The organism is Streptomyces sp. RLB3-17, assembly GCF_007113425.2.
Classification (GTDB): Bacteria; Actinomycetota; Actinomycetes; order Streptomycetales; family Streptomycetaceae; genus Streptomyces; species Streptomyces mirabilis_D.
This window is the reverse complement of sequence record NZ_CP041610.2, coordinates 3,818,728-3,840,969: the sequence shown is the minus strand read 5'-3', so window position 1 is coordinate 3,840,969 and position 22,242 is coordinate 3,818,728. Positions and strand designations below refer to the sequence as shown.

At 72.3% G+C, this 22,242-nt stretch carries 19 protein-coding genes and 2 riboswitches; of the genes, 9 read left to right on the top strand and 10 right to left on the bottom strand.

The genetic code is table 11. The features are described from left to right. The first annotated feature begins 197 nt into the window (after positions 1-197). Complete coding sequence (locus FNV62_RS17765; protein ID WP_225900281.1) at positions 198-1,943, top strand: PE-PGRS family protein; 1,746 nt, start codon at positions 198-200, stop codon at positions 1,941-1,943. Positions 1,944-2,058: 115 nt separating this feature from the next. Here the strand turns inward: FNV62_RS17765 and FNV62_RS17760 are convergent, their stop codons facing one another. The 6 genes from FNV62_RS17760 to FNV62_RS17735 form a co-directional block, all read right to left on the bottom strand. Then, on the bottom strand, positions 2,059-2,475 hold the full coding sequence (locus FNV62_RS17760; protein WP_054230952.1) for a transglycosylase SLT domain-containing protein: 417 nt from the start codon (positions 2,473-2,475) through the stop codon (positions 2,059-2,061). A 377-nt stretch (positions 2,476-2,852) separates the two neighbouring features. After that, positions 2,853-3,674 carry an ECF transporter S component gene (locus tag FNV62_RS17755; RefSeq protein WP_143601489.1) on the bottom strand — a complete coding sequence of 274 codons (822 nt, stop codon included), beginning with the start codon at positions 3,672-3,674 and terminating at the stop codon, positions 2,853-2,855. Further along, on the bottom strand, positions 3,671-5,329 hold the full coding sequence (locus FNV62_RS17750; protein ID WP_144315388.1) for an ABC transporter ATP-binding protein: 1,659 nt from the start codon (positions 5,327-5,329) through the stop codon (positions 3,671-3,673). The genes FNV62_RS17755 and FNV62_RS17750 overlap by 4 nt, the downstream gene beginning before the upstream one ends. Continuing rightward, a complete protein-coding gene (locus FNV62_RS17745; RefSeq protein ID WP_054230949.1) occupies positions 5,326-6,441 on the bottom strand; it encodes a CbiQ family ECF transporter T component in 1,116 nt (371 codons plus the stop codon). Before FNV62_RS17745 ends, FNV62_RS17750 begins: the two co-directional genes overlap by 4 nt. Positions 6,442-6,456: 15 nt before the next feature. Beyond that, a complete protein-coding gene (locus FNV62_RS17740) occupies positions 6,457-7,128 on the bottom strand; it encodes an SCO2322 family protein (RefSeq protein ID WP_143613222.1) in 672 nt (223 codons plus the stop codon). Then, entirely contained in the window at positions 7,125-8,360 is a 1,236-nt protein-coding gene (locus FNV62_RS17735; protein ID WP_097284479.1) for a prenyltransferase/squalene oxidase repeat-containing protein, read from the bottom strand. The genes FNV62_RS17740 and FNV62_RS17735 overlap by 4 nt, the downstream gene beginning before the upstream one ends. A gap of 111 nt (positions 8,361-8,471) precedes the next feature. Continuing rightward, positions 8,472-8,601: riboswitch (cobalamin riboswitch) on the bottom strand. Positions 8,602-8,835: 234 nt separating this feature from the next. Between FNV62_RS17735 and FNV62_RS17730 the strand changes: the two genes are divergently transcribed. Continuing rightward, on the top strand, positions 8,836-10,002 hold the full coding sequence (locus FNV62_RS17730; RefSeq protein ID WP_225900280.1) for a M48 family metallopeptidase: 1,167 nt from the start codon (positions 8,836-8,838) through the stop codon (positions 10,000-10,002). Between the two features lie 37 nt (positions 10,003-10,039). Next, positions 10,040-10,708: a phosphotransferase family protein gene (locus FNV62_RS17725; protein WP_144315386.1), complete on the top strand. Its 669-nt coding sequence runs from the start codon at positions 10,040-10,042 to the stop codon at positions 10,706-10,708. A gap of 38 nt (positions 10,709-10,746) precedes the next feature. On the opposite strand, the gene FNV62_RS17720 is transcribed toward FNV62_RS17725, so the two are convergent. Continuing rightward, positions 10,747-11,775, bottom strand: coding sequence for a PP2C family protein-serine/threonine phosphatase (locus FNV62_RS17720; protein ID WP_225900279.1), 1,029 nt, complete (start codon positions 11,773-11,775; stop codon positions 10,747-10,749). 259 nt (positions 11,776-12,034) lie between these two features. Here FNV62_RS17720 and FNV62_RS17715 point away from each other — a divergent pair, with 259 nt between their 5' ends. Continuing rightward, positions 12,035-14,128, top strand: coding sequence for an ATP-binding protein (locus FNV62_RS17715; protein WP_144315384.1), 2,094 nt, complete (start codon positions 12,035-12,037; stop codon positions 14,126-14,128). Here FNV62_RS17715 and FNV62_RS17710 read toward each other — a convergent pair. Together FNV62_RS17710 and FNV62_RS17705 are read right to left on the bottom strand one after the other, a co-directional pair. Continuing rightward, entirely contained in the window at positions 14,107-14,577 is a 471-nt protein-coding gene (locus FNV62_RS17710; protein ID WP_143601481.1) for a nuclear transport factor 2 family protein, read from the bottom strand. The two genes, FNV62_RS17715 and FNV62_RS17710, sit on opposite strands and share 22 nt — an antisense overlap. An 83-nt stretch (positions 14,578-14,660) precedes the next feature. Further along, complete coding sequence (locus FNV62_RS17705; RefSeq protein WP_054230943.1) at positions 14,661-15,698, bottom strand: MBL fold metallo-hydrolase; 1,038 nt, start codon at positions 15,696-15,698, stop codon at positions 14,661-14,663. 181 nt (positions 15,699-15,879) lie between these two features. Between FNV62_RS17705 and FNV62_RS17700 the strand changes: the two genes are divergently transcribed. Next, positions 15,880-17,337 carry an aldehyde dehydrogenase gene (locus tag FNV62_RS17700; RefSeq protein WP_143601480.1) on the top strand — a complete coding sequence of 486 codons (1,458 nt, stop codon included), beginning with the start codon at positions 15,880-15,882 and terminating at the stop codon, positions 17,335-17,337. Positions 17,338-17,339: 2 nt separating this feature from the next. Then, positions 17,340-17,573 carry a ferredoxin gene (locus FNV62_RS17695; RefSeq protein ID WP_054230941.1) on the top strand — a complete coding sequence of 78 codons (234 nt, stop codon included), beginning with the start codon at positions 17,340-17,342 and terminating at the stop codon, positions 17,571-17,573. 89 nt (positions 17,574-17,662) lie between these two features. After that, positions 17,663-17,838, top strand: a riboswitch (TPP riboswitch). Positions 17,839-17,867: 29 nt separating this feature from the next. On the opposite strand, the gene FNV62_RS17690 is transcribed toward FNV62_RS17695, so the two are convergent. After that, complete coding sequence (locus FNV62_RS17690; RefSeq protein WP_054230940.1) at positions 17,868-18,521, bottom strand: TetR family transcriptional regulator; 654 nt, start codon at positions 18,519-18,521, stop codon at positions 17,868-17,870. A gap of 250 nt (positions 18,522-18,771) precedes the next feature. Here FNV62_RS17690 and FNV62_RS17685 point away from each other — a divergent pair, with 250 nt between their 5' ends. From FNV62_RS17685 to FNV62_RS17675, 3 genes are read left to right on the top strand one after another with little or no spacing between them, the layout of a single operon-like run. Further along, complete coding sequence (locus FNV62_RS17685) at positions 18,772-20,388, top strand: glycosyltransferase family 4 protein (protein ID WP_164657630.1); 1,617 nt, start codon at positions 18,772-18,774, stop codon at positions 20,386-20,388. Next, positions 20,382-21,128 carry a class I SAM-dependent methyltransferase gene (locus tag FNV62_RS17680; RefSeq protein ID WP_054230938.1) on the top strand — a complete coding sequence of 249 codons (747 nt, stop codon included), beginning with the start codon at positions 20,382-20,384 and terminating at the stop codon, positions 21,126-21,128. The genes FNV62_RS17685 and FNV62_RS17680 overlap by 7 nt, the downstream gene beginning before the upstream one ends. Next, positions 21,125-22,201 (top strand): prenyltransferase, encoded by a 1,077-nt coding sequence (locus tag FNV62_RS17675; RefSeq protein WP_060902002.1) that lies wholly within the window; start codon positions 21,125-21,127, stop codon positions 22,199-22,201. Before FNV62_RS17680 ends, FNV62_RS17675 begins: the two co-directional genes overlap by 4 nt. The last annotated feature ends 41 nt before the right edge of the window (positions 22,202-22,242 follow it).

Sequence of the window (22,242 nt, the reverse complement as noted above, 5' to 3'; positions counted from 1 at the left end):
GCGCCCCGCGTGTCCGTCCGGTGCGTCGCACCCCTGGGGCAGCCGTGCCCGTGAGGTCCTCCGCGGTGCCCCTTGTGTCCTTCCGTCCGGGTGCGTCCCGGAGTCACCATGGCCCCTTATACCTCTGGGGACAACGGAAGCGGGCGCTCAGGCGTACGACGGGAGCCCGGTGGATGAAGAGGTGGGTGGAGGGGCGTATGGACAGGCGGCAGTACGGCGAGGGCGGGCGCTCACGGGCGGGATCACCGGCACGTACCGCGCCCCTGCCACGCCCCGCCTCCCCGGGCCCCCACCAGGCCAGGACCGTCTCGGACGCCACCCCCAGGACGCCCGCCGAGATGACGGCGATCCAGCGCACGGCCGGCAACCGGGCGGCGTCCGTGACCGTGCAGAGGGTGGGGGAGGCGAGCACGAGCGCGCCTCCCACCGCCGAGGAGTCCGGCCGGGAGGACCAGGGCGCGGCCGTGATCACGCGGCTGAGCCGGTCGATCGAGGGCCATGTCGTCGTGGCGAAGATGAAGGTGAACCCCCTGGCGCCGGGCACGTGGTGGCCGGAGCACTGGATGCCGGAGGGGCCCGCGCGCCTGAAGCGCACCCTGGAGCGGCGGGTGATCAGCGGCGAGCTGTTCGGCGCCCAGGACCTTGAGGACATCAGGACGCTCTCCCAGGTGAACCCCCAGTGGCTCGCGAAGGTGGGTATCGGCACCCTCAAGGAGTCCGAGGACTACATCCAGGGCGACCACAAGGACTGGCTGCGGAACCCTCCGGGCAAACGCATCCTCGCCGCGACCCTGGCCTTCCAGCGGAACGCGCCGGGCACACGCCCGGCGGGCGCGCCCACCCCGATCGCCCCGGACTACACCCTCGGCCGTTTCATGACCACCAAGGCTCCCGGGGTCTCAGACGCGGAGAAGCAGACCCTGCGGGCCGAGCGTGACGAGCAGATACGGCAGACCGCCGTCGACACCCTGCACCCGGCCGGACTCCCGTCCGAGCGCCTCCACCCCGACGCGGACAAGGCCGAGACGGTGAAGCACGCGGCGAAGGACGCGAAGGCCCGTGACGTCTTCACCTCCGTCCTGCTCCTGCTCCAGCACGGACTGAAGACCTACGACCCGGGGGCGGAGGTGGCCGCGCACGTCGACTATCGCGAGGGCGACGTCGTGCGGGCGCTCGCCCACGGCGGCCGGGTCAACATCCGCATCCCCGCCCTGCGCGCGGGCGAGTCGCCCCAGTCGTTGACGGACTTCCTGGGCGTCACCGACCGGGGCCGACGCGCGGGGTTCGTCGACAAGCGCGACTTCGCCACGCACCGCACCGCCATCGAGAAGAACAAGGAGGGGGGCGAGCCGGGCAAGTTCCAGGAGAAGGGCGGCATCGGCGCGTCCGTCGCGAACTTTCTGACGCCTGCCGTGCCCCATGTCGGGCCCGAGCGTCCGCAGCTCATGGGCATGGACATCTCCGGCGGCGGGTTCGGCTCGCAGGACTGGAACGGCGACGTGGTCCTGCCGAACGGCTCGTACGGCCACATGCTGCTGATTCTCACCCCGCCGACCGCCGCCAAGGACGGCTCCCTGCTGGTCGGCATCGAGACGATCAAACCCCATGCCGTGAGCCCGGTCGGCTATGTGCACAACGCCCGGTCCACCGAGGCCACGGCCAACCCCGAGTCGGTCCTGCACGGTCACAAGGGGGACAAGGTCGGCACCGGTGGGCTGAAGCGCAACGAGCGCCTGGTGGAGCTGCGGGAGCTGGGGAAGGCCCAGGGAAGCGGGGACTGGCGCGCGTTCCTGGACAAGATCAAGCGGGAATGGCTCGACGAGCTGGAGAAGAACAAGGGCGACGTCGCCGAGCAGCGGAAGATGTACGAGCGGCTCGTCGGCCGGCGGCAGCACTTCTACGAGCAGACCGAGCAGGTTGAGCGGGCCGGGCAGACCGAGTAGGCCGATTCGTTCGATGTTCGGTGGGCATGGCGAAGGCGGCGGCCCCGGGGATCGGGGGGCCGCCGCCTTCGCGTATGCGGGTGCCGTGGGGCGCCGGTGGTCACCGGTGGGCCGCTCAGTACCAGTTGTGGGCCTGCCAGAAGTTCCACGCGGCGGCCGGGCTGCCGTAGCGGGAGTTCATGTAGTCCAGCCCCCACTTGATCTGGGTGGCCGGGTTCGTCTTCCAGTCGGAACCGGCGGCAGACATCTTCGAGCCGGGCAGGGCCTGGACCAGGCCGTAGGCGCCGGAAGCGGAGTTCGTGGCGCTGGGGTTCCAGCCGCTCTCGTGCTCGACGATCTTGCTGAAGGCGGTGAACTGCGCGGCGTCCGGGATCATCTTGTGCGCGATCGCCTGGGCGGAGGAGGCCTGGCCGGTGGCGGCCTGAGCGGGGCTCGCGGCGAGGACCATGCCGGTGGCGGCGGCGGCCACGGCGGCGGTGGTGAGGACCTTCTTCGGGGAAGCGGCGATGTTGCGGATGAAGGAGACGGACACGCGGAGAACCTCTCTTAGGAAACAGGGCGGTCGCGGTGCGCCCTGTTCCACACGACGTGTGGTGGAGGCGTACATCGGCGCCGCGACCCGGGTGGGTTCGTGGCGCCTGGCGACTGCTTCAGAGAAACAGGCTCAGGGGGGTGTCCGCAATGACCCCTTTTACTAGTGGTGGTCGCATCCGGGGGAAACGCCCCTTGTGTGACCTGGGTCTCAAACCCCAGGTCAGAGGGGTTGACGACGCGTCCATGCCAGGCCTTCGGGGCTACTAGCCCGCTTCGTATGTGACGTGGGTCCTATGGGCTGCTTCACCCCGCGACTGGCGGAAGGTGTGCGGGCGGCTACGGGGCGCGTCCGAGTGGTGTGACCTGGGTCGCACGTCACCGGGGTTCGAAGGTGACCGGGGTCTCAAAGGCGGCCCGCCGCGTCGCCCTGCGCAGCGCCTTGAGGAGGGGCGCGCCGAGCGTGAGGGTCAGGACGACGGTGACGACGGCCCGGCCCAGGTCCCAGCCGAGGGAGGTGGCCACGCAGTAGGCGAGGAAACGGGCCAGGTTGGCGGTCACGTCGGCATGCGGGTCGAAGGCGACGTTCGAGGCCAGCGCGCCCATGAAGGGCCAGCCGGCCAGGTTCATGACCGTGCCGTAGGCGAACGCGGCGCAGAACCCGTACGCCGCGAGCAGGGCGAGTTCCCCGCGCCCGCGCATCCGGTCGGGGCCCGGCAACAGCCCGGCGCCCATCGTGAACCAGCCCATCGCGAGCATCTGGAACGGCAGCCACGGGCCCACCCCGCCCGTGAGCAGCGCGGAGGAGAACATGGTCACGGATCCGAGCACGAACCCGAACCCCGGTCCGAGCACCCGGCCGCTCAGGACCATCAGGAAGAACATCGGCTCGATCCCGGCCGTCCCGGCGCCGATCGGCCGCAGCGCGGCGCCGGTCGCGGCCAGCACTCCGAGCATGGCCACCGCCTTCGGGCCGAGCCCGGACTCGGAGATCGTCGCCGTGACGACGGCGACGAGCAGCACCAGCAGCCCCGCGAACAGCCAGGGCGCGTCCTGCGCGTGCGCGGCGACCTGCGAGGTGGGATCGGCGAAGAGTGGCCAGCCGAACCCGGCGACCCCGACGGCGCTCACGAGGCAGAGGGCGGCGAGGGAGCGGGGGCCGAGGCGGACGGCTCTGGTCCTGACCTCCGGTGTCGTCATGCCAGGGCCTCCCTGACCTGGGTGACCGTGAGCCACGGCTGCGGCGCGAGCACCTTCGTGACCTGGGGGGCGAAGGACGGGGAGGCGACGACCACCTCGGCCGTGGGGCCGTCGGCGACGATCTCGCCGTCCGCGAGGACGACGACACGGTGCGCGAGCTCGGCGGCGAGTTCCACGTCGTGGGTGGCCAGGACGATGGTGTGCCCCTCGGCGGCCAGGCCGCGCAGGACCGTGACCAGACGGGCCTTCGCCGCGTAGTCCAGGCCTCGGGTCGGCTCGTCGAGGAGCAGGAGCGGAGGGCGGGCCGTCAGGACGACGGCCAGCGCGAGCGCCAGCCGCTGGCCCTCCGAGAGGTCACGGGGGTGGGTGTCGTCCCCGATGTCCGGCAGCAGTTCGGACACCAGGGCCCGGCAGGTACCGGGCTCGGCCCCCGCGTCCTCGTCGGCCGCCGTGCACTCGGCGGCGACCGTGTCGGCGTACAGCAGGTCGCGTGGTTCCTGCGGTACGAGACCCACTCGACGTACGAGGTCCCGTGGTGCCGTCCGGTGCGGGACCGCGCCCCCGACCAGGACCGAACCGGCCGCCGGTGCGACCAGTCCGACCAGCGTGCCGAGCAGGGTGGACTTCCCGGCCCCGTTGCGGCCCATCAGCGCGATGATCTCGCCGGGGGCGGTGGTGAGGTCGACGCGCCGGAGCGCCTCGACGCGGCCGTGGCGGACGGCGAGGGCCTCGATCGAGGCCGGGGCCGTCGCCCGTGGAACCGCCGTCCGTGGAACCGTCGCCCGCGGGGCTGTCGCCCGCGAGGTCCTCGGCTGCGGGGTCCTCGGCTTGGGGACGAGTTCCGTGAGGCGTTCCCGCAGGGACCCCGCCCTGCGTCGTGCGTCGCGCACCGTGAGGGGGAGCGGGGACCAGTCGGCCAGCCGGCCCAGGTCCACCACCGGCGGGTACACCGGGGAGACGGCCATGATCTCGGACGGGGTGCCGAGCGTCGGCGCGGCGCCCGGGGACGGGAACAGGGCGACCTGGTCGGCGTACTGGATGACCCGTTCGAGGCGGTGTTCGGCCATGAGGACGGTCGTGCCGAGGTCGTGGACGAGGCGTTGCAGGACGGCGAGGACCTCCTCGGCGGCGGCCGGGTCCAGGGCCGAGGTGGGCTCGTCGAGGACCAGGACGCGCGGGTGGGGGGTCAGGACCGAGCCGATGGCGACGCGCTGCTGCTGGCCGCCGGAGAGCGTGGCGATCGGGCGGTCGCGGAGGTCCGCCAGGCCCAGCAGGTCCAGTGTCTCCTCGACGCGGCGGCGCATCACGGCCGGCGCCAGACCCAACGACTCCATGCCGTAGGCGAGTTCGTCCTCGACCGTGTCCGTGACGAAGTGGGACAGCGGGTCCTGGCCCACCGTGCCGACCACGTCCGCGAGCTCGCGCGGCTTGTGGGTGCGGGTGTCCCGTCCGGCGACCGTGACCCGGCCGCGCAGGGTGCCGCCCGTGAAGTGCGGCACGAGACCGGAGACCGCGCCGAGCACGGTCGACTTGCCGACGCCGGAGGGCCCCACGAGCAGGACGAGTTCACCCTCCGGGACCTCGAAGTCCACGCCCTGGACGGTGGGTTCGACAGCTCCGTCGTACGTCACGGAGACATCCTCGAAGCGGATCATGAGGGGTCCTTGGGGGTGGAGGGTTCCCGCGAGTGGGGTGTCGGGGCCACGAAGGCGGGGAGCAGGCCGAGCAGGATCGCCGCCGCGGGCCACAGGGGCAGGGCGGGGGCGGTCAGCGGGAGGACACCGGGGCTCAGCGCCGAGGCGTCGTACGCGGCGGAGGCGATCAGTCCGGCGGCGACCGCGACTCCGGAGCCCGTCACCAGCCAGGCACGTGCGCCCCACACGTCCGGGCGGTAGCGCGTGCGGACCGAGCGGCGCCCGCCCAGCCACAGCCCGCCGAGCGCCGCGGCCACTCCGGCGAGCAGCACGGGCAGGCCGTAGGTGCCGCCCTCGGCGGTCAGCACTCCGTACGTGCCCGCGCAGACGCCGAGCAGACCGCCCAGCGTCAGGACGGTGGTCGTACGGCGGACGGCGGGCGGTACCTCGGCGGTGCGGCCGTAGCCGCGGGCGTCCATCGCCGCCGCGAGGGCGACCGAACGCTCCAACGCGCCCTCCAGGACCGGGAGTCCGACGTGCAGCAGGCCACGCAGCCCACGGTCGGGGCGGCCCCGCAGACGGCGGGCGGCGCGCAACCGCCGGCCGTCCGCGATCAGGTTCGGCGCGAAGGTGAGCGCGACGACCACCGCGACGCCCGCCTCGTACAGGGCGCCCGGGAGCGACTTCAACAGCCGCGCCGGGTTCGCGAGGGCGTTCGCCGCGCCGACGCAGATGAGGAGCGTGGCCAGTTTCAGGCCGTCGTACAGCGCGAAGAGCAGGCCCTCGGCGGTGACCCGGCCGCCGACACGGATGCCCTGGGCCCAGTGGGGGAGGGGGAGTTCGGGGAGGGTGACGAGGAGGTGGGTGCCGGGGACGGGGGAGCCGAGGAAGACGGCGAACGCGAGCCGGATGCCGAGGACGGCGATGCCGAGTTTGACGAACGCGGTGTAGGAGTGGGCCCAGGGCGCGTCGGTCCTGCGGGCGGCCACCACGTAACCGGCCACGGCTATGAGGAGGGCGAGCAGGAGGGGGTTGGTGGTGCGGGAGGCGGCGGTTCCCAGGCCCAGGGCCCAGATCCACCAGGCCCCTGGGGGGAGGGCGTTGGAACGGTGTGCCTTCGGCGCGCGCGTCATCGTCGGTCGCCGTACTCAGGGCCGGCGGCGGCGGGTCTGCCAGACTGCCGCCCCGCCGAGCGCGGCGACCGCGACGACTCCCGCGAGCAGGCCGAGCGACGGGCCGTGCCGGGTCGGTTCGGACGTGGCGTCGGTGTTGTCCTTGGTGCCGGCTTTCGCGGTGGTGGCGGGCGCGGTGTGTGACGTCGCGACCTGGTCGCCGCAGCCCTTCCCCGGGTAGCCCGAGATGGCGCACAGGAGGGCGTTGGTGTCGTAGCGGAGAGGCTTGGCGACCGTCGCGAGGGCCTCGGCCGTGGTCGCGTCGGCGGGGACGCGGGCACAGACCGTCCGCGGTGCGGGCGGCGTCTCGCCGCCCGGGGCGTCCGCGGTCGTGCCCGAGTCGATGACGAGGGCCACCCGCTTGTGGCCCGCCTGGGCGGGCGTCTTCGCGCAGATGGACGCGAAGTCGGCGTGGCCGCGTGGCTTGGAGGCGTCCTGCGAGTCCGCGCTCACCGCGAAACGGAAGCCCTGTACGTCGCCGTCGGACGGTCGCGCGGTCGACGGGCCCTGCGTCGCGTAATTCCACTTCCCGCCGGTCAGGTCCCAGAACGACCAGTAGCGGTAGCCGACGGCTTGAGCCTGTCCCGCGCCGCCGATGACGAGGAGGAGCAGGGACAGGACCAGCGCGTACGTCCGACGGCGGTTCACGGCTGCTGCTTCTTGTTGCGGGCGCTGATCAGGAAGCCGATGCCGATGCCGCCGACGAGACCGACGCCGATGATCCACCAGACGCTGACGCCGCTGTCGTCCTTCTTCTTCGCGGCTTCCGCGGCGGACGCGGACGCCGTGGGTTCCGCAGGGAGGGACGCGGGCGCGGGGCCGGTGGCGTTGAGCTGCTTGACGAGGTCCTGGCCGCCGAAGTCGCGCGGGTCGAACGTCGCCGCGTCGGCGGCGAGGACGAGCTGCGCGTACGCGGCGGGTCCGGACTGCTCGGCCCACTGCGCGGAGTGGGTCTCCAGCCAGCGCATCGCGTCGGCCGCCTTGTCGCCGTGCCCGGCGGTCGCGAGCGCGACGACCGCGTCCGCCGTGTTGCCGTAGTCGGGCTGGTTCTTGGCGCCGGGCATCACCGACGTGAGGTGGTGGTCCTTGGCGAGCGCCTTGACGAGGTACGCGGCACCGTTCTGGGCCGCCCGCTGGGGGCTGTCGGCGGCCTTGCAGGAGAGGGGGTCGGCCACGGGCTTCAGGGGCTCACCGGCGAGGCCCTTGCCCAGGGCTCCGACCACGGCCGCCGCCGTCGCGTCCGCGTTGGCCGCGAGCTTGCCCTTCTTGTCCGGCTGGTAGGCGAACGCGCCCCCGTCGGTCCCGCCGCACGGGATCGACAGCTTGACGAGGGCGTCGTACGGCGACTTGCCGCCCTTGGAGACGTCCGCCGGCTTGGTGCCCATCGCCGCCAGTGCCCCGATCACCACGGACGTGGAGTTCGCGTCGCTCGCGCCGCCCGCCGTGTAGCCCCAGCCGCCGTCCTTGTTCTGCACGGACTTCAGCCACGCGACGGCCTTGCCCGTCTCGCCGCCGTGGCCGCCGAGCGCGGCGAGGGCCTGTACGGCCGCCGAGGTGCTGTTGGTGTCGACCATCGTCTTGGCGTCGCACTTCGCTGCCGCGTCGGCGCGGTATGCCGCGAACGCCCCGCTCGCGCACTGCTGCCCGGCCAGCCAGTCGACGGCCTTCGCCGCGGGCTTCACACCGACGGTGTGCTGGGCGAGCAGCGCGAGGGACTGCCGCCAGACGCCGTCGTAGGTGGGGTCGGAGGTGCCGTAGAGGCCGGAGGGTATCGCCGGGGCGGGCGAAGGCGAGGCGCCCTCGGCCACGGCGGCCGGGGCCAGGGCCGTACCGATCACTACGGTGGCGGCCAGTACCGCGGCGCTGCGGCGAACAATCATGACTCTCCCTGCGGAAGCCGGGCAGCACCGGGCGCAGGCTTGGCCCCGAGCGGCTCCGGCCCCGTATCCCTCGACGGTGCCGGCCACCGACGGGCTGCCGGTGGCACGAGCCGGTCACGTCCCGCACGAGGCGATCCGGCTCGCCACCCCTGCGGGTGGCTCACGGTTGCGGGTCAGCGCCGGAATTGCACCGGCTTCTCCGCGTACGGGTGTGATGACGACCTGCTCACTGTACCGGCCCGTAGGAATCGCCTGAGGAGTGGCTGTGCGGCCCCCTCGCGGGCCTATGCTGCGCTCGCGACGTGCTCTGTTCGAACACGTCGGAATTCGCCGGTCCCGGGGGGGACTTGGAGTCAGGGGGGACACGAAGATGCGCGGCACTGTGGACGAGAAAGCTCAGTCGTGCCCGGAATGCAGCACTGAGGTGCGCACCGACCCGCGGTTCACGGCGTGGTGTGCGGCCTGCGGATGGAATGTGGATCCCGGCGAGCCGGAAGAGAGACCGGGGCGGCTGGAGGGACTGCGGCGGTCGCTGGCCCGGCGGCACGGGGAGGCACTGCTGGCCGAGGTGTCGGCCGACGGCGATCCGCGTCCGCGCCGCGATACGGCCGCTGTCCTGGCGTACGCCGTCGCGCTGGCCATCCACGGCGCCACGATCGCCCTGCTCGGCACGGGGGTCCTGCTGGTGATACTCGGCTGGGGCACCGCTCTGCCGGTGGTGGGAGTGATCCTTCTCCTGCTGGCCTGGCTCCTTCGGCCCCGCTTCGGACGGCTGCCGGACGACGCGCCCGTGCTGCACCGGGCCGAGGCGCCCCAGCTGTTCGCCCTCGTCGACGAGATCGCCTCCGTCGTCGGTACGACCGGGGTCCACGCCATCGCCCTGACGACCGACGTCAACGCGAGCGTGACCACGTACGGAGCGCGCCGGCGCCGACTGCTGGCCATCGGGCTCGGGCTCTGGGAGATCACCACCCCGCAACAGCGGATCGCGCTGCTCGGACACGAACTCGGTCACTACGCCAACGGGGACACCCGGCAGGGACTGGTCATCGCCAACGCGCTCCAGTCCCTGGCCACATGGCGCTATCTGATGCGCCCGATCTCTCACCCCACCGTCCCCGAGATGGCGCTCAACGTGCTCTATCTGCTGCCCTACGGAGCCGCCCAGGGCCTGCTGATGCTGCTCGACCAGCTGACGATGCGCGCGAAGCAGCGCGCCGAGTACCTGGCCGACGCCGCCGCGGCCCGGGCCGGTTCCAGCGAGGCCGCCGTGGCGCTCATGGACCGCCTCCTCGTGACCGACTCGGCGGAGACCCTGCTGCTCCGCATGTCCAACGTCGGCCAGGTGATCCGGGCCCAGGACGCGGAGCGTCGCGAGCCGTGGCGCGATCTGTGGGACCAGCTGGCCGCCCACGTGGACTCGATCCCCGAGCACGAGTACGAGCGCCAGCGCCGCGTCGGAATCCTGCGCGGACACAGCGTCGACTCCACCCACCCACCGACGCACCTGCGCCGGGCCTGCCTGCTCGCCAGGCCCGCCGTGGCCGCCGCGGTGGTCACGGACGACGAACGACAGCACGCCCTCGACACCGAACTGGCCCCGCCCCGAGCCCGCCTCGCCCGCCACGTACTCGCCCGGTAGGAGCGGATGGCGGCGGTACCCGGATAGGTTCGGCGGCATGAGGACGGGGAGACTGATCGGTTCGGGTCGTTCGGCGGATGTGTTCGAGGTGGAGGGGGAGCGGGGCTGGGTGGTGCGGCGCGACCGGGACGGGTGGGGGGACGCGTCGGCCGAGGCGGCGGTGATGGAGTACGTGCGGGGGCATGGGTATCCGGCGCCGGCCGTGCGGGCGGCGAGCCGGACCGAGATGGTGATGGAGCGGCTTTCGGGGCCGACCATGCTGGCGGCGTTCGAGACGGGGGAGATCGGCGCGCGGGAGGGTGGTGGCGTGCTCGCCGGACTGCTGCGCGCGCTGCACGCCGTGCCCGGTCGGGGTTCCGGCGACGCGGGCGTCCGCGTACTGCACCTGGATCTGCACCCGGACAACGTGATGCTCACCCCGGACGGCCCGAAGGTCATCGACTGGTCCAACGCCGAGGACGGGCCGCCCGGCCTGGACTGGGGCATGTCCGCCGTGATCCTCGCGCAGGTCGCCGTCGGCGGTGAGGTCTACGCGGAGTTGGCCCGCGAGACGCTGGTCGCGATGCTCGACGGGAACGCGGACCGGGTGACGGAGGAGGGGCTCGCGGAGGCGCGGGTGCGGCGGGCCGCCAATCCGACCATGAGCGCACACAAGGTCCAACTCCTCGGGAGCGCCGAGAAGTTGATCCGGACGTTGCTCCTCTGAGTGGTGTGGCGCCAGATGTCTCGCACCAACGGCATCGGTCACGGCACGGGTGTCGGAATGGTTGCCTCCGTGGGCTGGCACAGGACCAGGGCGAGATCGTCGGCGAGGGCGGCTCCGGTGTGGGCGAGCAGGCGGGCGTGCAGGGACCGCAGGGCCTCGTCGGGGAGCGGCTCGCGCAGGGCGAGCGCCGCCTCGCCGAGGAGGGGGAAGGGGGCGCCCTCCGCGTCACGGGCCTCGGTGAGGCCGTCGGTGTAGAGGAGCAGCCGGTCGCCGGGCTGGAGCCGTACGCGGTACTGGCGCGGATCGGGACCGAGGCCCAACGGCGGGGTGGGGACGGGGGGTTCGAGGAGTTCGATGCGCCGGCCGGAGCGCAGCGGGGGCGGATGGCCGCAGTTGACGAGCCGCACCTCGCCGGGCGCGAACTCGGCGAGCACCGCGGTGACGAAGTCCTCGGGGCCCAGTTCGGGGGTGAGAAGGGCGTCGAGTTCGGCGGTGAGGGTCGTCAGGTCGGGTGCGGTGTGGACGAGTTCACGGAAGGCCGTGATGGTGTCCGCGGCCAGCCGGAGCCCCTCGACGCCGTGGCCGCGTACGTCGCCGACGAGGACCCGCAGGCCGTACGGCGTCACCGCGACGTCGTACAGGTCGCCGCCGACGGCCGATTCGTGGGAGACGCTGTGGTACCGGGTACAGACCCGGGTGCCGTCGAAGGTACGGGAGATGGGCCGCAGGATCGCGGTCTGGGTGACCCGGGCCACCTCGTGGGCCCGCGCCAGCCGCTCGCGGAGGCGGTCGCGCTGCCGGGCCGCGTACACGGTGAGCGCGCAGCCGACGAGGAGTCCGCCCCAGCGGATGCCGAAGCCGGTGCTCGGCACCGCGTCGTCGCCGATCCCCATGGCCAGGCCCAGGACCGCCGACCAGCAGCACACCAGCACGGTGTGCCGGACGCCGAGCCGGGCGCAGGCCAGCAGTGGGCCGATGAGCAGCAGGGTGATGAGCGGTGGTACCCGGTCGAAGAAGAGATCCGGGACGGCGATCAGCAGACAGGTGGCGAGCGGCGCGAGCAGCATTCGGCGTTCCCGCCGCTCCGGCCGATCCCGCTGTTCTTGATGTCCTTGGTCTTCTTGGCGTTCTCGTCGATCTCGCTGCCCCTGCTCCCTCGTGCCCATCACCCGACGATCTCCGAACAAAGACCGCCACACCCTCACCAACAGGGAGTTGATCGCATCTCGTCGAAAGGTGCCCGGAACTGTCGTGGTGCCGACGCTCTTCTGTCCGAGTTCCCGGACAGTCTCCGGAGCCGGTCATGATCCGTCCAGACTGGTTGTCGTGTCCGACAAAACGACCGAGCCGACGCATCCCACCGGCGGCGGCCCCGGCAATCTGCCGCCCGAGACGCACAGCTTCGTCGGACGGCGGGAGGAACTGCGCTGGCTGGAGACGGAGTTGGACCCCTCGGTGGGCATACACCGGCTCCTGAGCGTCGTCGGCGTCGGCGGAGTCGGCAAGACCCGGCTCGCCCTGCGCGCCCTGGCCCGGCTCCAGGAGGCCTACCCCGACGGCGTCTGGCTGGTGGAACTCTCCCCCCTGCACACCGCGGGCCTGGTCGGCCTCGCCGTCGTGGAGGCGCTGCGGCTCACCGACCAGTCCACCGGCCCCGTCACCGAGGTGGTGGCCGAATGGGCCTACGGCAAACGGCTGTTGCTGGTGCTCGACTCCTGCGAACACGTCCTCGCGGACTGCGCCGTGCTCGTCGAGACCCTGCTGCCCGCCCTCCCCGGCCTGCGTGTCCTCGTCACCAGCCGCGAACCGCTCGGACTGCCCGGCGAACTCGTACTGCCCCTGGACCCGCTGCCGGTCGCCGACGACGCGGTCACCCTGTTCGCCGACCGCGCCGCCCTCACCGGGTTCACCCTCGACGACACCAACCGCCCCACCGTGGAGTCCGTCTGCCGCCGCCTCGACGGCATCCCGCTCGCCCTCGAACTCGCCGCCGCCCGCCTCTGCGAACTGTCCCTGGCCCAGCTCCACGGCCGGCTCGGCGAACGCCTGCCGTCCCGGCTCGACCTGCTCAGCGCCCCGCGCGACGGCGCCGGACCGCCACGCCACCAGACACTGCGCACGGCGATCGGCTGGAGCCACGAGCTGTGCGCACCGCTGGAGCGGCTGCTGTGGGCCCGGCTCTCGGTGTTCGCGGGCGGCTTCTGCGTGGGCGCCGCCGAGGAGATCTGCGCGGGCGGCCCGCTGCCCGCCGGACGGATCGCCGCACTGCTCGCCCGGCTCGTCGAGCAGTCCATCGTGCAGCGCCACCGCACCGACCCGGCCCGCTTCCGGCTCCTCGACACCGTCCGGGAGTTCGGCGCCGACTGGCTGCGCGCCCTCGGCGAGGAACACGCCGTACGGCTGCGCCACCGCGACCACTTCCGGCGGCTGGTCCGCCAGGGGTGGACCGAGTGGAACACCGGACGGCAGGTCGCCTGGTGCGAACGCACCCTCACCGAACACGCCAACCTGCGCGCCGCGATGGACTGCGCGCTCACCGACCCCGACCGCCGGATCGCCCTGGGGATGGCGGCCGACCTCGGCTTCCTGTGGCGGCACTGCGGCTCTCTGCGCGACGCCCAGCACTGCCTGGACCTCGCGCTCGCCACCGACCCGCCGCCCGGACCCGACCGCACCCGCGCCCTGTGGGCACGCGGCGCGGTGGCGCTGCTCCAGGGCGACCTGGAGGTCGCGGCGGACTGGGCGGAGCGTTGCACGGACGCGGCGGACACCCAGGCCGACCCGGTGGCCGTGGTGGCCGCCGCGTACCTCACCGGGGGCCAGCTGGCGCTGAGCGGCCGGCTCGGCGAGGCGATCGACGTACTGTCCGCCACGCCCCGACTGCCCATCAGACAGGACGGGTTCGGGGCCGCCCAGCTCCAGGTCCGGGTGGCGCTGTCCTTCTCGCACCTGCTGCGCGGTGACCACGACCGGGCGCGGACGGTGGCCGAGGAGGTGCGCGAGGCCAGCGTGGAGTGCGGGGAGTCGTGGGCGGGCGCCTTCGCCGACGGGATCGTCGCCCAGACGGACCTGGCCCGCGGCGCGGTCCGCGCCGCCGTCGACAACGCCCGCACCGCGCTCGCCGGGCACGGCCTGCTGCACAACACCGTCGGCGCGGCCATGGCGCTGGACGTCCTGGCCGCCGCGGTCGTCGCGGCCGGGGACGGCCCGCGCGCCGCCCGCCTCCTCGGCATCGGCGAACGCGTCTGGGAACTCACAGGCCGGGCCCAGATGGACTCGCCCGACCTCCTCGCCACCCGCCGTTCCCACGAACTGCGCATCCGTGCCGAGATCGGCGACAGCGCCTACCGCGCGGCGTACGAGGAGGGTTTCGGGATGGCGTACGAGGAGGGGCTCGACTACGCGGCGGAGGGCCGCTGACGGGGGGTGGGGCCGCCGAAGGGCAGGAACAGGGTGCGGGTCGAGAGCAGCCACGTCCCGTCGACCCTGCGGAAGGTGTCCTCGTAGTGTCCGATCTGCACGGGAGGTCCGGACGGGACCATGCCGCCGGTGTGGCCGTCGACCCGGTAGGTGGTGAAGTACGAGGTGGCCCGCGCCTCGGCCGGTGAGTCCACGGTGACCAGCACGTTCGCCATCATGCGGCGCGAGAGCCGGTCCGCGGGGCGCCCGCCGAAGTACGCGCGCAGGGCGGCACGCCCCTCGACGAGCCGATCGCCCTCCGGCCACCGCCAGACGCCGTCCTCGGTGAACAGGTCGGCGACGGAGGAGGGTTCACCGAGGTCGAGACGGTGGACGAAGCCGAGGACGAGACGCTCGCAGGCGCGCTCGGCGAGAAGTCGTTCGAGGGCGGGCTGTTCGAGAGGGTCCATGAGCTGTTGCTATCAGCTCCGGGCTTGCGGTCTCCAACGCATTACAGCGCCGCGCGAACGCGATGCAACGCCACACGAACGCGTCACAGCGCCACGTACGTCACCGGATCACTCCCCGTCACCGCCTCCGCCCGGCCCAGTTTCACCAGGCGGCGCACATGGGCCTCGGCCTCCGACACCGCGATGTTGCGGGAGGTGAAGGGGATCTGGTCCCACGGGCGGTTCCACTCCATGCGCTCGGCGAGCTGCCAGGCGGTGAGCGGGGTCTCCAGGAGGGCGAGCAGGCCGGTGAGCCGGTCCTCGTGGTGGGCGAGCAACTCCCGTACGCGGCCGGGGGCGTCGGTGAAGGCGTGCTGGTGGGCCGGGAGCACCTCGGCCGGGTTCAGCCGGCCGACGCGCTCCAGGGCGTCCAGATAGTCGCCGAGGGGATCGGCGACGGTGGCGTCGTCGGGATCCTCGTACAGGCCGATGTGCGGGGTGATCCTCGGGAGCAGGTGGTCGCCGGAGAAGAGGCGGCCGTTGCCGGGGAGGGCGGCCGGGTGGGTCTCCTCCAGGTGGAGGCAGACGTGGCCGGGCGTGTGGCCCGGGGTCCAGATCGCGCGCAGACGGCGGCCCGCCAGGTCGAGGAGCTCGCCGGGGACGATCTCGCGGTCGGGGAGCGCGGGGGCGAAGGTGGGCAGGCCGGTGGAGAGCCGGGCCGTGCGGGCCGCGCGCAGCTGGGCCACGTGCTCCTCGGGGGCGCCCGAGGACGCCAGCTTGTCCGCCATGTAGGAGAACCAGCGGTCGGGCCGGTTCTCCCGGGTCCGCCGCACGATCGCGGTGTCCAGCGCGTGCATCGCGATCCACGCCCCGGAGGCCTCCCGCACCTTGCCCGACAGACCGTGGTGGTCGGGGTGGTGGTGGGTGATGACCACCCCGTGCACCTCGGCGACGGAGACGCCGCAGGCGGTGAGCCCGGCGGCGAGGGCGTCCCAGGAGGCCGGGTCGTCCCAGCCGGTGTCGATCAGCACGGGGCCCAGGTCGGTGTCGACGAGATGGACCAGCGTCGTGCCGAGCGGGTTGTCCGGGATGGGGACCCTGATCGACCGTACGCCCCCGCCGTGATCGGTCACCTGCGTCATGGATTCCCACCAATCGCCGTGTTCTCGCCACTATAACTAGAACCGATTCCATTGGGTGCTCGAACCAACCGTTCTGTGGACGGTGTGCGAGTCATGGGTCCGGCCCGTGGACTCCGTCGACCGGAGCTGGTATCAGTTCTCATATCTGATGAAGCGTCAGAAACCAGGGAGGCGGTCGGTCGTGACCGAGCTCGTGGAGCACGGACAGCTGTTCATAGGCGGGGAGTTGACGGACCCCCTGGGCAAGGACGTCATCGAGGTGATCTCGCCGCACACCGAGGAGGTCATCGGACGCGTCCCGCACGCGTCGACCGAGGACGTGGACCGGGCGGTCGCCGTCGCGCGCCGGGCGTTCGACGAAGGACCCTGGCCCCGGATGAGCCTCGACGAGCGGATCGCGGTCGTCACCCGGATCAAGGACGGGATCGCGGTACGGCACGAGGAGATCGCCCGGGTCATCTCCTCCGAGAACGGCTCCCCGTACTCCTGGAGCGTCCTCGCGCAGGCCCTCGGGGCGATGATGGTGTGGGACGCGGCGCTCACGGTCGCGCGGAACTTCACGTACGAGGAGACACGCGACGGCGTCCTCGGGCGGATCCTCGTGCGGCGCGAGCCGGTGGGCGTGGTCGCGGCCGTGGTGCCGTGGAACGTGCCGCAGTTCGTGGCGGCCGCCAAGCTCGCGCCCGCGCTGCTGACCGGCTGCACGGTCGTACTGAAGCCGTCGCCCGAGTCGCCCCTGGACGCCTATCTGCTGGGCGAGATCGCGAAGGAGGCCGGGCTGCCGGAGGGTGTCCTGTCGATCCTGCCCGCCGACCGCGAGGTCAGCGAGTACCTGGTCGGACACCCCGGCATCGACAAGGTCTCCTTCACCGGATCGGTCGCGGCGGGCCGGCGCGTGATGGAGGTCGCCTCGCGCAACCTCACCCGTGTGACGCTGGAGCTGGGCGGGAAGTCGGCGGCGGTGGTCCTGCCGGACGCGGACCTCGCCACCGCCGTCCCCGGAATCGTCTCGGCGGCCTGGATGAACAACGGGCAGGCGTGCGTCGCGCAGACCCGGATCCTGCTGCCGCGCTCGCGCTACGACGAGTTCGCGGACGCCTTCGCCGCGGCGGCGGGCGCGCTGGTCGTCGGGGACCCGCTGGACCCGGCCACCCAGGTCGGCCCGCTGGTCGCAAGGCGCCAGCAGCAGCGCAACCTCGACTACATCCGCATCGGCCAGGAGGAAGGCGCCAAGATCCTCACCGGCGGTGGCCGTCCGCACGGGCTCGACCGGGGCTGGTACGTCGAGCCGACCCTCTTCGGGGACGTCGACAACTCCATGCGGATCGCCCGGGAGGAGATCTTCGGGCCGGTGATCTGCCTCCTCCCGTACGGCGACGAGGACGAGGCCGTGAAGATCGCCAACGACTCCGACTACGGGCTGAGCGGCAGCGTCTGGACGGCGGACGTCGCGCACGGCATCGACGTCGCGCGGCAGGTCCGTACCGGCACGTACTCCGTGAACACCTTCAGCCTCGACATGCTCGGCCCCTTCGGCGGCTACAAGAACTCGGGGCTGGGGCGGGAGTTCGGGCCCGAGGGGTACGGCGAGTTCCTCGAGCACAAGATGATCCATCTGCCGGCCGGCTGGGAGGCCTGAGGATGGGCGACCGCTGGGGGGTCGAGGTCGACCGCTCCGTCTGCATCGGCTCCGCCCAGTGCGTCCACCGCGCCCCGGAGGCCTTCCGGCTCGACACCGCCATGCAGTCGCATCCGGCCGAGGCCGAGACCGACGCCAACGAGAAGATCCTCGAGGCGGCGGAGAGCTGTCCGGTGGAGGCCATCATGATCACACTGCTGGGCAGCGGGGAGCCGGTGTTTCCACCGGAGGACTGAGGGCGGGAGAGGTCGGGCGCGATCCTGAAAAAAGTCCCTCTTTGGGTGGGTTCATTCCGCTGTAGGCGTTCTATCCTGGTAGTGGCCTACGAGGCGAGTGAGGGAGTTCAACCGGAGTAGCCGACTTTGGCGAGAGGCAGCAACTTCCGCCGGGGCCGACGTCGACGGTCGGGCTGAGAGGCCTGAAGGTAGTAGTCGGACCGGAAGGCGACCTCCATCACCTGATCCGGACCATGCCGGCGAAGGGAACCCGTCTCGTAGGTTTTCACGTGCCTTCGCGCACCGACGCCATGCCTAGCGCCTCTCGGTCGGCTCCGTCGGCTCCGTCAGGTCGATCAAGCGGCACACCGTCTCGATGTCGATCTTGACCTGGGCGATGGAGGCACGGCCGGAGAGCCAGGTGATCAGGGCCGAGTGCCAGGTGTGCTCGATGACCCGGACCGCGGAGAGCTGCGCGGGGCTCGGGTCGTCCAGCCCCATCGCGTCCAGGATGATCACCGTGGTCTGCCGGGACACCTGGTCGACCTCGGGGCTCACACTGCGGTCCGCGAAGGTCAGCGCGCGGACCATGGCGTCGGCGAGGTGCGGCTCGCGCTGCAGGGCGCGGAAGGCCCGCATCAGCGTCTCCGCCACCCGCTCCGCCGCCGTGTCCCCGGCCGGCGGCTTCTTGCGGAGGGTGCCGTGCATGTGCTCCAACTGGTCCTGCATGGTGGCGACCAGCAGATGCACCTTCGAGGGGAAGTAGCGGTACAGCGTGCCGAGGGCGACCTGCGAGGACTCCGCGACCTCGCGCATCTGCACCGCGTCGAAGCCGCCCCGGCTGGCCAACTGCGCGCTCGCGTGCAGGATCCGGCGGCGGCGTGCCTCCTGCCGCTCGGTGAGCGGGGGAGAGGCCGGCTGCGCGGCGGGTCGCGCGGACTTGGCTTCCACCTTGACTTCCGCAGGCATGGGTCCCGTTCCGTGGTTCAGCTGGAGGAGCGACGAGACAGCATGGCAGACACTTCCGTGGGTCAGAACACATCCGTCATGTCATCCGTCCCGACGCTTCCGTCGTGGCGCGGATCACCTGATCCACTGCTCACAGAGACGCTACCTGCCGGTAGATTCAGTGCTCCTCGAACGATCAAGTCTGAAACTTGTTCTAGATTAGCGTCCCGGCGTAATCTCGCGGGAATGTGCAGGGAGAAGGGGGCCGTAAGTGACCGCTGAGGCCATGGAGGCGGGCCCCGGAGCGGGCGCGGCCACCAACGGTGACGGACCGTTGCGCATCGCGCTCCTCACGTACAAGGGGAACCCGTTCTGCGGCGGTCAGGGCGTGTACGTACGGCACCTCTCGCGCGAACTGGCCCGTCTGGGCCACCGGGTCGAGGTCATCGGATCCCAGCCGTATCCCGTGCTGGACGAGAACCTCCCCGAGCTCGGCCGCAATCTCACCCTCACGGAACTGCCCAGCCTCGACCTGTACCGCCAGCCGGACCCCTTTCGCACCCCGAGGCGCGAGGAGTTCCGCGACTGGATCGACGCGGTCGAGGTCGGCACGATGTGGACCGGCGGCTTCCCCGAACCCCTGACCTTCTCCCTGCGCGCCCGCCGCCATCTGCGCGCCCGGCGCGGGGACTTCGACGTCGTGCACGACAACCAGACGCTCGGGTACGGGCTGCTGGGGGACGTCGGCGCGCCGCTGGTCACCACCATCCACCACCCCATCACCGTCGACCGCCAGTTGGAGCTCGACGCCGCCGAGGGGCGCCGGCGCCGCGCGTCCGTACGCCGCTGGTACGCCTTCACGCGCATGCAGAAGCGTGTCGCGCGCCGTCTGCCGTCCGTGCTCACCGTCTCCGGCAGCTCGCAGCAGGAGATCGTCGACCACCTGGGCGTCGCCCGGGACCGTGTCCACGTCGTGCACATCGGCGCGGACACCGACCTCTTCTCGCCCGATCCGTCCGTGCCGCAGGTGCCGGGCCGGATCGTCACCACGTCCAGCGCGGACGTGCCCCTCAAGGGGCTCATCCACCTCGTCGAGGCGCTCGCCAAGGTGCGCACCGAGCACCCCGGCGCGCATCTCGTCGTCGTCGGCAAACGCGCCGAGGACGGGCCGGTCGCCCAGGCCATAGAGCGGTACGGCCTCGAGCGCGCCGTCGAGTTCGTCAAGGGCATCTCGGACGCGGAGCTCGTCGACCTCGTACGGTCCGCCGAGGTCGCCTGCGTGCCGTCCCTGTACGAGGGGTTCTCCCTGCCCGCCGCCGAGGCGATGGCCACGGGGACGCCGCTGGTGGCCACCACCGGCGGGGCGATCCCGGAGGTCGCCGGACCCGACGGCGAGACCTGCCTCGCGGTTCCGCCCGGCGACTCGGGGGCGCTGGCCGCCGCGCTGAGCCGGGTGCTGGGCGATCCCGAACTCGGGCTGCGGCTCGGCTCCGCCGGACGCGCGCGGGTACTGGACCGCTTCACCTGGGCCCGCGCCGCCGAGGGCACGGTGGCCCACTACCGCGAGGCGATGGCCCTCTCCCACGCTCGGCTCCGCTCGCGCGGGGGGACCCCCGTCGCGCCGACGGCCATCGCGCCGGGCGCCGCCCTGTCCGGCGCTCCTGCGCAGGGGGCCGTCGCGCCAAAGGTCACCGCACCGGCAGCTGCCGCAGCGGTCCCGGCCGCGCAGGCGTCCGCCGTCGCGCCGGACGACCCCGCCCCGGCAGCCGTCGCCACGGTCGGTGTGGGCGCTGTTTCCGCCCCCGCAGGGACCCCCGGCCCCGTAGATTTCGGCCCGGCGACGGGCGTCACTCCCACCTCCGATCGTGAAAGCAGGGCCACGTGCTGACCGTCGACTTCTCCCGGTTCCCGCTCGCCCCGGGCGACCGCGTACTGGACCTCGGATGCGGTGCCGGCCGGCACGCGTTCGAGTGCTACCGGCGCGGCGCCCAGGTCGTCGCGCTGGACCAGAACGGCGAGGAGATCCGCGAGGTCGCCAAGTGGTTCGCGGCGATGAAGGAGGCCGGCGAGGCCCCGGTCGGCGCCACCGCGACCGCGATGGAGGGCGACGCGCTCGCGCTGCCCTTCCCCGACGCGTCCTTCGACGTCGTGATCATCTCCGAGGTCATGGAGCACATCCCGGACGACAAGGGCGTCCTCGCCGAGATGGTGCGCGTGCTGAAGCCGGGCGGGCGCATAGCGATCACCGTGCCGCGCTACGGACCGGAGAAGGTCTGCTGGACCCTGTCCGACGCGTACCACGAGGTCGAGGGCGGCCACATCCGCATCTACAAGGCGGACGAACTGCTGGGCAAGATGAAGGAGGCCGGGCTCAAGCCGTACGGCACCCATCACGCCCACGCCCTGCACAGCCCCTACTGGTGGCTGAAGTGCGCGTTCGGCGTCGACAACGACAAGGCGCTGCCCGTGCGGGCGTACCACAAGCTGCTGGTCTGGGACATCATGAAGAAGCCCCTGGCCACCCGCGTCGCCGAGAACGCGCTGAACCCGCTGATCGGCAAGAGCTTCGTGGCGTACGCGACCAAGCCCCACCTGCCCCTCGACTCCGCCGCGGTGGACGCTTCGTGACGACTCCACGCACGCCCCGGACAGAACACCTCGTCCTGCCCGGGGTCCTCACCGCGGAGGAGGCCGCCGCCACGGTGCGGGCCGTCCTCGGGGTGCAGCGACCCGACGGCGCCATACCGTGGTTCCGCGGACACCACCTCGACCCGTGGGACCACACCGAGGCGGCCATGGCACTGGACGCGGCGGGGGAGCACGAGGCGGCCGAGCGGGCGTACGAGTGGCTGGCCCGGCACCAGAACCAGGACGGCTCCTGGTACGCGGCCTACGCAGACGGGGACGCGGACGACGTCACCGACCGCGGCCGGGAGACCAACTTCTGCGCCTACATCGCGGTCGGCGTCTGGCACCACTACCTCGCCACCGGCGACGACGCCTTCCTCGACCGGATGTGGCCCGCGGTCTACGCGGCCGTGGAGTTCGTGCTGCGCCTCCAGCAGCCAGGCGGGCAGATCGGCTGGAAGCGCGAGGACGACGGCACGGCGGTCGAGGACGGCCTGCTGACCGGGAGTTCGTCCATCCACCACGCGCTGCGCTGCGCGCTCGCCATCGCCGAGCAGCGTGAAGAGCCGCAACCCGACTGGGAGCTGGCGGTCGGCGCGCTGCGGCACGCGATCCGCAGGCACCCCGAGCGGTTCCTCGACAAGGGCCGCTACTCGATGGACTGGTACTACCCGGTGCTCGGTGGCGCGTTGACCGGCGCCGAGGCCGAGGCCCGGATAGCGGAGGGCTGGGACCGGTTCGTGGTCCCGGGGCTCGGCGTGCGCTGTGTGGTGCCCAACCCGTGGGTGACCGGCGGTGAGTCGGCCGAACTCGCCCTGGCGCTGTGGGCCGTGGGCGAGTCGGACCGTGCCCTGGAGATCCTCCAGTCCATCCAGCACCTGCGCGACCCGAAGACGGGCCTCTACTGGACGGGCTACGTCTTCGACGCCCGGACGATCTGGCCCGAGGAACTCACCAGCTGGACGGCGGGTTCGCTGCTCCTCGCCGTCGCCGCGCTCGGCGGCGACGAGCCGACCTGCGCGGTCTTCGGCGGCGAGCGCCTGCCGCTGGGCCTCGACGCGGAGTGCTGCTAGGGCCTGTCCGGCGGATCAGGTCGGAGGAAAGTAACGACGCC

What these genes read in the sequence shown, in the direction of transcription:
- FNV62_RS17750 (WP_144315388.1), bottom strand. Translation starts at nt 5,329, where the DNA reads ATGATCCGCTTCGAGGATGTCTCCGTGACGTACGACGGAGCTGTCGAA.
- FNV62_RS17690 (WP_054230940.1), bottom strand. Translation starts at nt 18,521, where the DNA reads ATGCCTGCGGAAGTCAAGGTGGAAGCCAAGTCCGCGCGACCCGCCGCG.
- FNV62_RS17765 (WP_225900281.1), top strand. Translation starts at nt 198, where the DNA reads ATGGACAGGCGGCAGTACGGCGAGGGCGGGCGCTCACGGGCGGGATCA.
- FNV62_RS17745 (WP_054230949.1), bottom strand. Translation starts at nt 6,441, where the DNA reads ATGACGCGCGCGCCGAAGGCACACCGTTCCAACGCCCTCCCCCCAGGG.
- FNV62_RS17710 (WP_143601481.1), bottom strand. Translation starts at nt 14,577, where the DNA reads ATGGACCCTCTCGAACAGCCCGCCCTCGAACGACTTCTCGCCGAGCGC.
- FNV62_RS17725 (WP_144315386.1), top strand. Translation starts at nt 10,040, where the DNA reads ATGAGGACGGGGAGACTGATCGGTTCGGGTCGTTCGGCGGATGTGTTC.
- FNV62_RS17720 (WP_225900279.1), bottom strand. Translation starts at nt 11,775, where the DNA reads ATGCTGCTCGCGCCGCTCGCCACCTGTCTGCTGATCGCCGTCCCGGAT.
- FNV62_RS17755 (WP_143601489.1), bottom strand. Translation starts at nt 3,674, where the DNA reads ATGACGACACCGGAGGTCAGGACCAGAGCCGTCCGCCTCGGCCCCCGC.
- FNV62_RS17705 (WP_054230943.1), bottom strand. Translation starts at nt 15,698, where the DNA reads ATGACGCAGGTGACCGATCACGGCGGGGGCGTACGGTCGATCAGGGTC.
- FNV62_RS17695 (WP_054230941.1), top strand. Translation starts at nt 17,340, where the DNA reads ATGGGCGACCGCTGGGGGGTCGAGGTCGACCGCTCCGTCTGCATCGGC.
- FNV62_RS17735 (WP_097284479.1), bottom strand. Translation starts at nt 8,360, where the DNA reads ATGATTGTTCGCCGCAGCGCCGCGGTACTGGCCGCCACCGTAGTGATC.